General features: G+C 39.5%; 7 protein-coding genes and 1 tRNA gene. 3 read left to right on the top strand and 5 right to left on the bottom strand.

The window, feature by feature from the left end; genetic code table 11:
* Positions 1-216: 216 nt before the first annotated feature.
* Together PLEUR7319_RS0123640 and PLEUR7319_RS0123635 are read right to left on the bottom strand one after the other, a co-directional pair.
* Entirely contained in the window at positions 217-660 is a 444-nt protein-coding gene (locus tag PLEUR7319_RS0123640; RefSeq protein WP_019507706.1) for a DUF4399 domain-containing protein, read from the bottom strand.
* Positions 661-860: 200 nt separating this feature from the next.
* Complete coding sequence (locus PLEUR7319_RS0123635) at positions 861-2,093, bottom strand: TetR/AcrR family transcriptional regulator (protein ID WP_019507705.1); 1,233 nt, start codon at positions 2,091-2,093, stop codon at positions 861-863.
* Positions 2,094-2,495: 402 nt separating this feature from the next.
* Here PLEUR7319_RS0123635 and PLEUR7319_RS0123630 point away from each other — a divergent pair, with 402 nt between their 5' ends.
* Positions 2,496-3,347: a fatty acid desaturase gene (locus tag PLEUR7319_RS0123630; protein ID WP_019507704.1), complete on the top strand. Its 852-nt coding sequence runs from the start codon at positions 2,496-2,498 to the stop codon at positions 3,345-3,347.
* 167 nt (positions 3,348-3,514) lie between these two features.
* Here the strand turns inward: PLEUR7319_RS0123630 and PLEUR7319_RS0123625 are convergent, their stop codons facing one another.
* Together PLEUR7319_RS0123625 and PLEUR7319_RS0123620 are read right to left on the bottom strand one after the other, a co-directional pair.
* The gene (locus PLEUR7319_RS0123625) at positions 3,515-6,295 is read right to left on the bottom strand and encodes a CHAT domain-containing protein (RefSeq protein WP_019507703.1); all 2,781 of its coding nucleotides are present in this window, start codon (positions 6,293-6,295) and stop codon (positions 3,515-3,517) included.
* A 47-nt stretch (positions 6,296-6,342) separates the two neighbouring features.
* Positions 6,343-8,151 (bottom strand): ShlB/FhaC/HecB family hemolysin secretion/activation protein, encoded by a 1,809-nt coding sequence (locus PLEUR7319_RS0123620; protein ID WP_237743610.1) that lies wholly within the window; start codon positions 8,149-8,151, stop codon positions 6,343-6,345.
* 496 nt (positions 8,152-8,647) lie between these two features.
* Between PLEUR7319_RS0123620 and PLEUR7319_RS0123615 the strand changes: the two genes are divergently transcribed.
* Positions 8,648-8,718, top strand: a tRNA-Gly gene (locus tag PLEUR7319_RS0123615).
* Positions 8,719-8,731: 13 nt separating this feature from the next.
* On the opposite strand, the gene PLEUR7319_RS0123610 is transcribed toward PLEUR7319_RS0123615, so the two are convergent.
* On the bottom strand, positions 8,732-13,291 hold the full coding sequence (locus PLEUR7319_RS0123610; RefSeq protein ID WP_237743609.1) for a caspase family protein: 4,560 nt from the start codon (positions 13,289-13,291) through the stop codon (positions 8,732-8,734).
* Positions 13,292-13,627: 336 nt separating this feature from the next.
* Between PLEUR7319_RS0123610 and PLEUR7319_RS38465 the strand changes: the two genes are divergently transcribed.
* Complete coding sequence (locus PLEUR7319_RS38465; protein ID WP_019507700.1) at positions 13,628-15,559, top strand: PAS domain S-box protein; 1,932 nt, start codon at positions 13,628-13,630, stop codon at positions 15,557-15,559.
* Positions 15,560-15,607 lie beyond the last annotated feature (48 nt).

The following is a 15,607-nucleotide window of genomic DNA, read 5'->3' as shown; positions in this document are numbered from 1 at the left end:
TTTTCTATTATGCAATCTAGTAAACGAGCATAGTAGAAAATACCTAATAACAAACAACATTGCTAAAATTTCCCTGGTAGGTTTAAATTCAAATTTAAATCAATTAAAGGTAGAGATTTATATTATCTGAAGATTTGTTCACAACCGAAAGAAAAGTTAACTCTAGTCTGCTAAATCATTAACTATTAGCGATCGCCCTAACAGCTCAAATTTAACCTATTTAACGTTCACTGTAATAGTATCAGAGATTACGGGGTTGTCATGGGGAACGTGAGCATAGTTACCTAAAACCAATTGTAGAGTATGTTCTCCAGGAGAGAGGGTAAGTTCTGTTTCGGTTTGAGCTTTTCCAAAGTGACGAATTTGTTCTGTGGCGGGCAATGATGAAGTCCAATCAGATAATTCTGGTTGATCGATTAATAAATGGTGATGTCCAGCATTTTCTTGCTCAACTCCAGCAGGCACTAGATCCATTCCTGATAAACCAAATTGAACGGTAAACGTTTCAGGTAAAGTTGCTCCATCTGTAGGTTCAATAATGTATACTTGCGCCTCAACAGGAGCATGAGAAACTAAATTAGCAGCGATCGCATTCTGGATCGACAACAAGCTAAACAATAAGGTGCAAGTAATACTGACAAATACTGCTTTAATACTCATGATTATTTCTCAATTTAATACTTTATTAAGATATGTAAAGATATCATAACAAAAATATCTTCATTAGAGGTCAAAGAGGTGAGCGAAATTTACGGTGGCCAAAATTTTAATTGCCGTTACTCGTTACTTTTTACTCGTTACTTAAAGCGTCTCTATTATTTAACTCCACACCTTTTTTCGTTCACCCGGGAGAAAGTCACTCAAGATTTCTTCTGATCTAGCTTAGCCGCTGCTTCAAGTGCTGCTTTGTTTCTGGCTCTAAGGGCATATTTCTGTAGCTGCTTAATTTCCATGCCACTCAAAATACTCAAATCTTCTAATTCCATCCCCTTCATCAACATTTCTATACACCAAGTTTGTCTAGCTTGTTCAATCATGGGAGGTTGACCTTGAGGAGTTAATAAATCAGCAGTTAACTCTTGCCAAATAGTTTGTAGTTCTGGCTCAGAGATAGCGTTACTTGCATCATTAATAAAAATTGCTGGTTGCTCATCCTTACGACTTTTTAACCAATAAGTTAGGGGATTAGTAGATGTTGAACCATAGCGAAAACCCATCACCCATTGATTGAGAGGAACTTGTCGCTCAATACCATAATTAATTTGTAAGATGTGTTGCTGAGGTTCAACTACAGAATGCGATCGCTCTAAATGTATAATTTCTGAAACCGATAAACCTGCCCCAAACAAGACATAAACTAAGGCATATTCTTGTTTCCCCATTTTTTTGGCATTACGAAATAGCGATCGCACTAAACTGGCTGGTAAATCGGCTACTTCTTTTGGCTTTACTTTAACAATACTGGTTTCAGTAACGGCACTTGTAAAGTCAGAGCCAGCAAAAGAACCTTGTAAAAATAAGGTTACTAAACTGTCTAAAAAATCATTCTGATCTTCCCAAAGAGTATAACCTTCGCAGCTAGACTGTATGGTGAAATAACCGATCAGCATAAAGTTGAGTAGGTTGACTATTTGCTCTGATGTCAAATTACTAGTTAAATTTTCTTTAGCGATCGCTTCTTCTAAATACCCTGCCACGTAGCGACTGGCTTCATCGAGACCCTTTCCCAACGCTAGACGATTTTCAATAGGATAATTACCCGACTCTCCGACAATAGAACGTACCAAATCAGGTGCTTTGTCTAGGGTATTTAAACTTTCTTGAGCGTACTCCTGGAGAAAATCTGCCACACTATCCTTAGCATTTGCCTGTTCTACTAACGCATGAACCAATTTAGCAAACACTGCCGAATCTTGAATCACTGCCAAAAGCAAACGGTACTTGTTGCCAAAATTACGAAATAAGGTAACTTCGTTTACTTGAGCGCGCTCGGCAACAGCTTTAGTAGTAGTTTCTGTAACTCCTCTCTCAGCAAATAAGTCTAGGGCTGCTTCAATTAGACGGGCTTTGGTGGATTTTCGTGGGCTAGACATAAAATATTCAATCGATATCTCAGCAAACTCGGCAAAGCTAAATATTCAATAACAGACAATAGACAACTCTCTCAGCTTTAAACCTAATTAATTGTCAAGTATCACTTATCAATTGTCCATTGGTAATAAGCTCAAATGTCTGTTTCTATTTTATTTAAATCAATAATGACAACGCCTAGAGTAGCAGTTTCCAGAAAACAATGTAAGTCTCACTTGCATTAAAAATTAATAGCTGTTAGACTGCGATATGTAAGCGACACTTGCAAAACATATTTAAGTAATCTTAAATATCAGACTAGCAAGCGTCACAGAAGCTAAGAGTATTAAGGGTGTATTTGCTAAAACCTAGTATAAACAGGCTCTTCAGCTCTTAACCTTAAAGTATCTTTAGGACAAGTATTAATGACACAACAATTGATTGCCCCCAAGATTCAGTCATCGTCAGCGGTTCAACCAGCAGAGGAAAAGCTCCAATTATGCTGGGTTAACATAATCTTTTTTGCTGCTTTTCACATCATAGCCTTATCAGCACCCTGGTTTTTCTCCTGGTCTGCCTTGGGGGTAGCAATTTTCTTCCACTGGTTGTGTGGCAGTATTGGTATTTGCTTGGCATATCATCGTATCTTGACTCATCGCAGTTTGGAAGTACCCAAATGGTTAGAACGTATTCTAGTAACCTGCGGTGCACTAGCATTACAAGGTGGTCCTATTTTCTGGGTAGCAGGACACAGCTTACACCACGCCCACACTGAAGACAATGACAAAGATCCTTATTCTGCTAAACGCGGTTTTTGGTGGAGTCATATGGGTTGGTTAATGTTTAAACAGGATAAATACTTCGATTACGATCAATATAAAAGATATGCCCCCCGTACTGATAGAGATCCCTACTATCGTTGGTTAAACAACAACTTTATCTTGGTTCAAATTGCTTTAGGTCTTGCCTTATACGCTTTAGGTGGTTGGTCTTTTGTTATCTACGGTATCTTTGTTAGAGCAGTAACTCTATGGCACTGCACCTGGTTTGTCAACTCTGCTACACATTTCTGGGGTTACAAAAACTTTGAATGTGAAGATGGTTCTCTCAACCTCTGGTGGGTCGGCATTCTAGCTTATGGCGAAGGCTGGCACAACAACCATCACTTCAGACCTCGTGTTGCTAAAGCTGGTCAACGTTGGTGGGAAATTGATGTGACCTGGTGGGCAATCCAAGTATTACGCAGTTTAGGACTAGCGAAGAAAGTCGTGATGTAATTCTTAAATATTTAGTAATTAGATTAGAAAAAAAAGCGATCGCCTTTACATAAGAGAGTGATCGCTTTTTATTAGTATCGTTTTTGATGCTGATAGCTGATAGCAATTCTCTATCAGCTTCTTAATCTGAGCATGATCACAAATCTTAGTCGTTTAGTAAATCATACTTATAACCAATTACCCACTAATACAAAGGGAGCCCAATAGTAAGGATGACGATACTGAGAGTCTTCTTCTGCCAATAAATCTAATTGTGCTTGGCGCAAGGCTCTAGCTTTACTAATTTGAACATCATTCGCCAAATTATTGTAAAACTTACCCATCAGATTGGCAGTAGCCTCGTCATTAGCTCCCCATAACGTTGCGAGGGTACTACGAGCGCCGGCACGCACTGCGACCCCTGCTAAACCAAGAATAGCCTGGCTATCTCCTTCGGCAGTATTACAAGCACTGAGAACTAATAATTCAATCGGTTGAGAACGTTTTAAATTCCCAGCCCGGAGTAAATTATCAAATCGGTTAACGTTAATCAGGGGGTTTCCTTCTTTAGCACCACTGAGAATAAAAGTTTGGTCAGATGTTGAGCCAAATTGACCGTGAGTTGCCAGATGAACTACAGGAAAATCTGATTCCTGTAATTTTTCTTGAAGGCTAGCTTCTGTAAAATCTTGATTGAGAAGAATTTCTGATTTATTGAAAATTCGTTTGATTTCTTTTAACTCGTCTTCTACTTTAGGAATTGGTGGAAAACGATATGCTGGAAATTCGTTGGTAACTCCTGCTGCTAATACTCTAATCTGCTGTCTTTTGAGTGGTTGAGGATTAGTTAGCTGTAAACCAGAGCTAAGAGCAATATTATAATCTTTCTCAATTAGATATTGTTGTTCTTTTTGATCGTAAAGCAAAGACATAGGAATGTTACGCAATGAACCATCTAGAACAAATACGAGGGTCTTAACACCACTGGCTTTAAGGTCTTCTTCTGCTGGTTCAATCAACCAACTGTAGATTTCTGACGCCAGGGGTAAGATATCTTCCTGAAGGGATTCTTCTTGAGAGCGTTTAATTTTGGCAATTTCTGCTTCTGGTTCATCGGTACCTCTTGCACCACGAATAGCCTCGGCAAAACCAGGATTAGTTAGGGAGCGACGACGCAGTTTTTTAATAGTGTTATCGACTTGTTTTTGAGTCAGATTTTTAGTCTCATAATGGCGGAGGGGTTGTCCAGGAAGTGTCAAAATTACTTCTAAACGGTCTTGAAGCAGTATCGGATAAATTACTGCTGCTTCTGAATCTACATCATCGATCGCCACTGGTTCTTCTGCTACTTGGGAACAAGGATCGCGGAAGAAGTTGTCTAATTTAACAATCTGCAAAGATTCTAGGACATCACGAGCTTGATTTAATTGGGGAAGAGTTGGTTCTTCTTCTAGTAGTAAGCTTATATAATCTCGAAAGATTGGTTCAACCGGAGTAGTTGCTAAATCACTCCGCAAAGCTTTAATGGTGTTAAAGGATGCCTCGTAAGCGTTAAGAGCGTTATCACGTTTCCCTTGGGCGGCTAAGATTCTTCCTAGCTGGGAGTTCCAACGATAAGCGACTTCAGGATACTCTGCGGTAGGAGCTAGTTGTAATGAACCTTCGGTTAAGCGACTAGCTTCAGCATATTGTCCTTGTTGTTCATAAAGATAGCCCAGATAGCCCATTGCCTCTGCTTCAGCAATTACGTTATTGATTTCACGGGATTGCTGTATTGCTGTAGCCAGAATTTCCGCAGTATCTTGGTCAGTTCTACCCTGACGAATTAGGCTTTGAGCAAAATTGATCTTGCCATAAATACCCGCTCGAGTGGAGGGAAAACTATCTACTTCAGGTTCAATTTTACTAATTGCCGCTGTAATTTGCGGGTTTAGCTGTTGATTTAATTCTCGATTCAGTCGTTCTGAGCCATCTGTAATCTGACTAAGAAACTCAGGATCGCTAATTTCTAGGAGATTAATATTTTGATTCAGCTCGACGATCGCATCCTGCCAAAAATCTTTGATATCTAGCAACAGACTAAGACCATTTAGTTCTGCTTTTAATCCATCTAATTGATTGGGAGAAGTCTGGGCTGCCTGCTCATAATAAGATAAAGCTGGTTGATAGGGTGTTAAGGCAGATTCTGCTGAACCACCAGAGTTGGCAATTGTATCTAAAACCACAGTTTGTGGAGGAAACTGATTCTGTTTTTCTATAGCGATCGCTCTAGCCGTATTGCCCAAACTCAGCAAGGTGGCAGTTTGCTGGAGAGGATCGTCAAGTCTGTTTGTTGTCTCCAAACCCATTTCTAAGGCTTTGCTTGCTACTCTGGGGTAGCCACTTTCACGAAGATAATCACCAAAACGAAGTAAACCGGTAACTTTATCTACAGAATCGGGATATTGCTCGATATCAGAGACATCGGGTAAAAATTTAGCTTCCGCTTCTTCAGTCATAGGAACGATTCCCTCTAACTGCGGTTCTATAGTTTGAGCTTGCTCGATGATGTTGCTACAACTAGTTTTATTAGTGAGGTCAAATGCTCCTAATAGGCTATCGCAGGATTGGGGATAAAGACCCAAAGCTTGTTGCGCCGTGGCAGTATTGAGATAGCTTTCTCTACTACCATCAAGGTTGCCTTGATCTTGATAAGCTACTGTAGCTTTTTGCCAGGTTTTAATTGCTCGAGCTAATTTTCCTGCTTCGTAATATTCTTTGCCTTTTTGAGCTAATTTTTGGGGCTGTACTTGATTGACATCTTGAGACATTGCTGGCAAGGTAATGGCAGTGATTATGCCAACGGTAACTAAGACCATAAAGCCAACAGCAGTTTTACTCCATCTGAAAGGAAAATAAAGCTGACTTAATTGGCTCATTAGCCAGTTTACGCCTTGTCCTAGCCATCTCAAGATTAATTTTAGATTCATCGTTTTGTCAGGAACTCAATATAGTATTTTTTAGGGATAAAAAAGATTTAAAAAGGAAAATATTCCAGAGAAAAATACAAACCATCTTCTTGTAGAGTATCGCCACTGTCTTCCACATCTACTAGGGGAATACCATAATCTAAACGGGCACGGAGCATATCGCTTAGATCTAACTGTAACCCGACTCCAAACGATACCACCGTATCTTCATCTTGATTAACGTTATCGGAATTACTCCAGCTAGTCCCAAAATCGATAAAGGGAATTGCTGAAAGACTACTTTGTCGCCGACTCCAACGATAGAAAGGAATTCTAACTTCAGCGGAGATAAATAAGCCACTATCTCCTAGTAGGGCATCCTGACGATAACCGCGAACGCTGTCTACTCCACCCAAGCTAAACCTCTCCAGAGGTACTAAATCGTCACCAGAAAGCTGAATATCAGAACGTAGAAGTAAATTGATATTGGAGCTGGACGCTAATTGCCTCAACCACTGTACTTGTCCCCGCCAAGAGACAAATTTACCATCTGGCGCACCTTCATTAACTGTCGCATCAAAAATATCTAGCCCTAAGCTAAATTGCGATCGCGCTGCCAATACATCTTTACGAGTACGTCTTGTCCAATCTTGGAAAAAACGCAGGGCAGAAATCTTGGTCTCGCCATCTTCATCTGCTCCAGGAGAGAGGTCAGGAAAAGGTTCATCTCGCAAAGAAACTTCATTGGTTTGACGGGAAAATTCTAAACCTAAAGCTAGTTCCTGAGTCGATTCAGAATTGGCACTCAAAAAGACCGGTTGCCTCAGGGTGAACTCTAGTTCATCAGTCTGAGATTCGATATCTAAATCGTCAAAATCTCCTTCAATAATATCGCTGTCTACATAGCGATAACGCAACCCTACAGTTCCATCAAGGGAGTTAACGGGAATAGTATAGTTGGTATCAAAATCGTTACTGCCGTCAGTATTTTTAAAGACAAAACTAAAGCGATCGGCATAACCTAAAACATTGTTATGATTCAGCTCTAAACCCCGTTGTACACTGCCTACACTGGGGGTACGACTATTGTTGACAAATAATACGGGGTCAAAAGCATTTCCTTGATTGACATCCACATCTAATGCCCAGCGATCGCGACTTAAGCCTACAGATAGTTCCGCATTGAGACTCTCGACTAAAGGATTAAGCTGTAGTAGTTGTAATGCTTCCTGCAGTTCTTCAATATTTAATGGGGATTTCGTTCCTCTGCTGAGACGAGAACGAATATAGCTTTCTTTTAAACGACCATCAACGTTGACGTTAATTTCTTCAACTCTACCCTCGATCGCTTGAATTGTGACTACCCCTTGACTGACATTTTGCTGGGGAATCACTACCCCTGAATTTATATAACCGTTGCTAGTGTAGAGTTTAGTTAGTTTAGTTTCTAACTCTAATAAATCGGCAAAAGTTAAAGGGCGATCGCGATATTTTTTGAATACAGCTTCTAATTCTTCTTCTTTCAAAACTGTATTGCCTTCTAACTTAAATTTATTAACTTCGAATTCAACTTCTAGTTCTGGAGCTTCTCCTTCTGGCAACTGGTTTGGCGGAGATTCTAAAAAGTCTTCAATCGGTGGCAGTGGAACAATCCTCGGTTTCTGCTGAGTATCTGGAAGGGGAGAACGAGGTAAATTATCCGTATTAACACCTGGAGGCAATTCTGGAGTTTGAGCCAAGTACAAAATCTGATCGACACGATCAATGTCTGTCTTACCCTTTTCCTGAGCAGAAGTTTCAGTAGCCATAGTTAGCATAGCTACTGGTAAGAGCATTAAATTGATTCGTTTGAACGATTTAAACTGATGATTATTCATGTCTTTTTGTAAGCATGCAGTCACAATATAATAAAAAATCCTTGTTTCCGAAAAAAATTAGTCAAAAAAAATCATGTTTAGCCAAAATTAATGCTTTTGACCTTTGATTTCCTTAATACTTTGTCATGTGAATTAAACATCAGTAAGAACTCAATATCTGTTTTGGTCACAAAATAGAGCATAAAAGTTGCAATTAAAACTTTCAGTTTAAATTAATCATGATTCCTAAGCTTACTACACTAAGACTTCACCTGAAAATGTTTTAGCTTTTTAACAGAATTGTTCACAATAGCTATTATTTAGGGAAAGAAATGCAGAGAATTTTCCCAAAATCAAGTTGGACAATTAGTTTAGGAAGAGGAAGCAGGAGCCGATATTGAGTAGTTTTTGAGATCCTTTGTACTTCTAATTTCTCACTGAAGATGCATCAGTCAGATTGACATAATTTGAAATAATTATGCTACGATAGCTAAGGCAATAAAAAAATTGCTGTTTTGCGGGCGTTGTGTAATGGTAAGACCTTAGCCTTCCAAGCTAATGACGCGGGTTCGATTCCCGCCGCCCGCTTAGGTTAATGGGTTTATGGTGTATTATTACAGAGAAAGCGATCGCTCTGAGCGACAGCAGAGTTATTTTGCAGATAATTCTCCATTAATGAGCAAACTTGACCAATTAACTGTTCAAAAGAATCAATCCGCCATAATTTAATCTCTCCTCCTTCTCCTGTTGTAGCAAGTAAATTTCCCTCTGGATTTAAACTAAGGCGTTTAATGCCAGATTGATGAGCTGTCCAAGTTGCCAGAGACTCTCCACTATCAAAATCCCATAGTCGAACCGAACCACGATCATCACTGCTGAAAATTGTTTTTCCATCAGGACTATAGATTACTGAATTCACTCTTGCTTGGTAAATATGCAAAGGAAACTTAGTGGAATTATTTTCAATATTCCAGCGACGAATTGTGCTGTCTTGACCACCACTAGCTAGCCACTTACCATCAGGACTAAAAGCCACGGCGTAAACCTCCCCAATGTGATCCTGAAATTGATTGATTACTTGTTCTGATTCCCAATCCCAGACGATCACAGTGCCGTCTTCACTAGCACTGGCTAGTAATTTACCATCGGGACTAAAACTGAGACTATTAACTAGACCCTCATGTTCTGACAATTCAGCTACTAATTCACCTTGTAGGTTCCACAGTTTGATTATCCCGTTCGCACCGGCAATAGCTAGTAACTGACCATCACGGCTGAATCTAATGGTTTCTGGAGAACGGATCTGAGTTGGCAATGTTTGTAATAATTCACCCTGCAAATTCCAAAGATGAACAGTCCCATTTTTACTAACACCAGCTAGTAATTGTCCATCAGGACTTAAACTAATCCTACCGATCAATGAATAATGTCCTAAAAATTCTGATAACAGTTTGCCCTCAAGATCCCAAAGGCGTATCTTGCCATCTTCTCCAGTACTGGCTAAAAATTTGCCATCAATACTAAAGACTAAGTCCTGAATCCAGTTTCTATCTCCCTGCCATTTGGCTAACTCTTGATTCTCCAGAGTCCATAAACGAGTAGTGCCATCATCTCCCGAACTAGCTAGAAGTTTGCCATCTTGACTAAAACTAACACTCCTTACAGGACCATTATGTCCTCTAAATTCTGATAACTGCTTGCCATGTAAGTTCCATACCCTAGCATTACCATCCTCCCCCGCACTGGCGATCGCTTGACCATCGGAACTAAAGGCGATGTTCCAAAGGCGTTGCCTATCAGCTTGCCAAGATCCTACTAGCTGATATTTTCGATTCCAAACTTTGACTACTCCATCATCTCCAGCACTGGCAAATAACTGACCATTAGGGCTAAAGATTACTTTCCAAGAATGGACAGGAAATTTTTGCAATAATTTACCCTGAAAATTCCAAAGACGAATGGTTTGATCTCTGCCAGCAGTGGCGATTAATTGCTCGTCGGGGCTAAAACTAACACTTTTAACCATGTCTGAATCTGCTTGCCATCGTCTTAATAGTTTTCCCTGCAAGTTCCACAAAGCTACGGTGCCGTCGTTCCATCCAGCACTAACCATTAATTGACCGTCCTGACTAAAGTCAAAATCTCTAACTTGCCCTTGATGAGCTTTCCAGGCAGCTAATTCTTCTCCTTCTAAATTCCAGAGGCGAATCATCCCGCTTTCTGAACCACTAACTAAGTTATTTTGGTAATCTTGAGCGGAACTAAAGGATACCGTCCAGACTCTGTGCCGATCAGCTTGCCAGCTTCTTAACTCTTCTCCTTGTAGATTCCACAAACGAATGATGCCATTTTCTTCGGCACTAGCCAGTAAATCACCTTGAGGGTTAAAAATACTTCTAACTGGTACAGTATCTTCTACATTCCCTTGCATCCGATTAAGTTCTTTAACTTGATAAACCGACCATTGTAATGTTTTTGCTACTGGCTGTTTTAATTGCTCATTAAGTCCTGATAGCTTCAAAAGATAATCTTGTAGAGCTGTTGCTGCTCTTAGGTTATCAAGCATTGAATCTAAAGACTGATTGGAGGTCAGATTAAGTCTGGCAGATTGTTTGGAGGCATTGCTTTGACCAATCTTGGCTTGCATGCGTGCTAACAAAGCTGCAATTAACAATGTACTTAAAATCGTAATTACGGCGATCGCACCACTCCAACGCATGGTAACGTTTAATTTTTTCTGGTCTATACTATCTTTAACAAATTCCTTTTCTACTTGATTAAACCAATTATTCTCAGACCCAAGTATTTGCTTAAGTATGCCTAATCTTGGATTCGCATTCCAGAGATAATCTCGCGGTTTTTTCTTTTCTTGCCATTCAAATGCCGCAGGAGTTAGAAGACGCTGTAAGAATAAATTATCTTGTAATTGACCTTTTTGTAGCCAATCCTGCAATTTATCCCAACCTCGGACTAAGAAATCGTGGGCAGGCTCGTAATAAATGCTGTCTGATTCAGTATCTTTGCCCGTAACAATCAGGCGGGTATCGACTAAACTATTCAATACCCTTTCAACTCGCTGATTCTCTGACTGGCTAGGATAGATTAGCTCTGGCTTTAATACCCTGCGCTTAACAGCTTCACCTCCATCAATTTCTACCATCCGTAACATTACTTGGCGCATCGTTAATTGATGAGCTTGATTGGGTAGATTGTCATATTCTTGATTAGCTCTCCTAGTTAGAGCACCAGCTACTCCACCTTCTCTTTCAAAGTCCGCATCTACGGTCAAGGCTCGATCTTCCTTTCCTTCTTCAATCCAGGCACGATGTAAATTGATATACATCTCACTGAGAGTAAAAGATAGCAATGGTAAAGCTCCTGGCATCTGAGCTACTTCATCCACCAGACGATCTACTAAATTAGCCGGTTCAAAATACAATGCCATCTCGGTAGCGGGTTTTTCCACTACATCTCTTAATTCATCTGATCGCATAGCACGGACTACAAAACGGGAAATTGCCCAATCTGACTGTAAGGCTGAAGTTAGAAATCTTGGTTCAAAATCAGAGCGCAAAGTAATAATTAAACTAACCTGGGGACATTGCTCTAAGATTTGAGCTAGCAGATCGATAAAATCATGGCATTCTTCTCTTTTTTGAGTTTCAACTGGGTCAGTTTTCCCTCTAGTAGCTGAAAAAAGTTTTGTTTGAAGTTTATTCCACCAAGTTGATTTTTGCTCCTCGGTTGTAGTAACTGTGGCTTGTGCTAGAGTAATCAACTCTTCAAATTGATCGATGACTAATAGCAACTTAGTCTGAGAATGTTCCCGAGACCAAGTTTGAATTGAATTAATTGACTGATGAGGATTTTGTTGCAGCTTTTGACCGAGGATAGTAGTGTCTCCAGCTAGACTACGACTAGCTTCAGTAGGGGGATTATGATCGAATAAAACTACTTGATCCTCAAAGTTGGTTTGGTCTTGGTTATTAAGGGCAGATAAAACTCTAGCAAGAGAACTAAAAGGTTTATTTCCAGGTCGGATCGGTTCGAGTATCTGCCATTTTTGAGGCTCCTTTTCCCGTAAATAGGGAATTAAACCTGCCTTGACTAAACTAGATTTTCCCGAACCAGATATACCCAAAACTACGGTTAACTGCTGATGAGGTTGAGTAACTTTCTCAAATAAGTCCTGAATAACTTCTTGTCTGCCAAAAAAGAGACGTGAATGTCTTTCTTCAAAGGATTCTAAGCCTCGATAGGGATTATTGTCTTTTTCTAGTTTGGGTGCAGGTTCTAATTGTGGTTCAAGATCGGGGAGTTTGAAAATATATTCTCCGCGATCGTGTTTGGTTAAAGGGAAAAATCCTGGAGTCTGTTTTTCTTGGGAGTTTAACTCTACATAATCTCGAAGATAGAGATATAGTTCGGGAGTAGTAATTACACCATCAGCAATTAAATCTGCTTGGCGATCGCCCAAAGCTTTAATCAATCCTTCGGCAAAGGGAGAATGTTGTTGACTAGTGTCGAGATCGCGATTATTGAGAAAGTCTAAGGCTTCTTGGTTATGTGCCGCAGAGGTAATTACTTGCCATGCAGAATATTTAATAAAACGATAGTAATGCTCCCAATGAATTTTCTCTGGAATGGGAATCAGTTTACGAGTACTTGCCCAACGAAATGTCCCTGCAAAGCAACAATCGAGAATTACTAATAGATGTCTGCATTCGAGATAGGACAACCAGTCATGTAAATCCCCCATCCGCAACAAAGAATTAGGCTCATTGACATTCCCATCTTGGGGGACGAGATAGCCTTCTGGACCAGTATCGCTACTACGAGCAATACCATGTCCAGCAAAGTAGAGTACTAGGCGATCGCTCTGGGTAGGCCTTATTTTATTAGGCAGAATATCTGTAAAGAGGCTTTTGAGGCGATCTTTAGTAGCATAGTGATTGACGATTACTCCTGTCTTAAAATTAGGATGAACTAATTGATATTGATAATGATCTTTAAGGATTTCGGCGATCGCGATCGCATCAGGAACTGCAGTTTTGAGGCGAGCAATTCCGTTGTGATATTCGTTAATCCCAATTACCACCGCCAAACTACGTTTAAATTCAGCCATCACCAAAGTAACTGTTTTAATAAACCGTTTATTCAATAGTAACGATAGAATTTAGTTTAGGCTCCAAGTTGGGAAAAAAACATTATTTTATTTACAATCAAACCAATGTGATGGCACTTCTAAAATTTTCATCATCTATGTTCTAAAAAATCATGTTTTCAAAAGTATTAAGTGTGATATCGAAGATTTGCAAAAGATGTTTGCATTTGAGATGCGACAACCAATCGTATAAATTAATTAGTACAAAACTTTTGGGAATATTGGTTTAATGCTTTTGAGTTAATAATTTCACTTATCAATCCTTAGTAGAGTTGTGTAGTATTAAAATATTGTTAAAATTATTGTGCTGCTTTATATGTGTCAATCTAGACAATGACATCTTCTCAAAAAACGATATTAATTGTTGATGATAATTTAGAGGATCGTCATACTTACCATCGCTATCTCAAACAAGATCCTATCTGTACCTATAATATTATCGAAGCCGAGACGGGAGAAGAAGGACTAGAGCGTTTTTTCCGCCATCACCCCGATCTGATCTTGCTCGATTTTAATTTGCCAGACTTAGATGGATTAGAGTTTGTAGCAAAATTGAAAGAAAGTTACGCACAGCTTCGCGGATCTCTTCCAGATCGCCTACCTCCAATAATAGTGTTAACTGGTGAAGGAAACGAGGAGATCGCAGTTAAAGTAATGAAGGCAGGGGTTAAAGATTATTTAACCAAAGGTAACACTAATGCTAATAGTCTCCGTTTCACGATTCGCTCTGTACTAGAACAGGTTCGCTTACATCAGTTAGCTCAACGCAACGAACACAAATTTCGTGTTTCTGTTGAGAATATGCTGGACTGTTTTGGGATCTATACCAGCATTCGCGATGAAAATTTTCAGATTATTGGTTTTCGTCCCGATTATCTTAATGAATCTGCTTGTAAAAATAATTTGTTCGATTGGCAAAGGCAAAAAGAATCAAATACTTGCCTCCTAAACATTTTTGATTTCCAAGGTGAACTATTTTCTTTGTGCTGTGAGGTTATAGAAACTGGAAAAGCTGTCTCGAGAGAATTTTTTTTAAAATCTCAGGAGCCAGAAAATCAAGCTAAAGTCTTTGAGATTAGAATTGATCGACTAGAGGATGGTTTTATTGCCGTGTGGCGCAACATTACCGAACGCAAACAAATTGAAAAAGCTCTACAGCAAAGTGAAGCTAGGTTTCGAGTTTTAGTAACTCAAGCCCCTGTGGGTATTTTCCAAACAAACTGCCAAGGAGACTGTGTATATGTTAATCCTCGCTGGCTGGAAATTACGGGACTTTCCCAAGCAGAAGCATTGGGACAAGGCTGGAGTAATGCTTTGCATCCTGAAGATAAAGCCAGGGTTTATCAGCAATGGTACGAAACTGCTCAATTGGGAACAGAGTTTACCTCGGAATATCGTTTTCAGTCTCCTGATGGCACAATAACTTGGGTATCAGGAAAAGCAGTAATTATGTATGGCGATCGTGGAGAGCGTATTGGTTATTTTGGCACGATTATTGACATTAGCGAGCGAAAACGAGCAGAAGCTCTATCCAAGGAGCAAAAAGAGCGATTAATCAGTATTAACCAAGATTTAGAACAGACAACTTCTTTATTAAAAAAACGTAATCGAGAACTAGACGAATTTACTTATATAGTCTCTCACGATCTTAAAGCACCTTTGCGAGCAATTCGCAATCTTTCAGAATGGATTGAAGAAGACTTAGAAGATAAACTCGACGACGATATCAGACAAAACCTGAAATTATTAAAAAGTCGGGTTGGTAGAATGCAAATGTTTATCCAGTCTTTACTTAAGTATTCACGGGTAGGACGAGAACAAAGCCCAACGGAAATAGTTGCAGTTAAAGATTTATTAATGGATATTATTGATTCTATAGCACCACCACCAAAATTTGCGATCGCTATTGACGAATCGATGCCCACTTTGAACACACAAAAAATTGCTTTAGAACAGGTTTTTAGCAATTTAATTAGTAATGGGATCAAACATCACCACAGTCAAGCAGGAAAAATTGAAATCTCTGCTACAGAAACTCCCCAATTCTATTATTTTGCAGTTACCGATGATGGTGATGGTATTGCTCTAGAACATCAAGAGCGCATCTTTGGCATATTTCAGACCTTATCTAGTCGCGATCATAATGAAAGTTCAGGCATCGGTTTATCGATTGTCAAAAAAATAGTTGAGAGTCAAGGAGGAACAATTGAGTTAGAATCTCAAGTCGGTAAAGGTACTACTTTTAGTTTTTCTTGGCGTAAGTAGAAACTAGAATAGCAGGCGCGAAAATAGCTTTTGAGAGGAATTTTTCCT

The sequence above is a fragment of the Pleurocapsa sp. PCC 7319 genome (assembly GCF_000332195.1).
In the GTDB taxonomy this organism is placed as follows: Bacteria; Cyanobacteriota; Cyanobacteriia; order Cyanobacteriales; family Xenococcaceae; genus Waterburya.
Note: the sequence above shows the minus strand (reverse complement) of the source record. Positions and strands in the feature narration are given on the sequence as shown.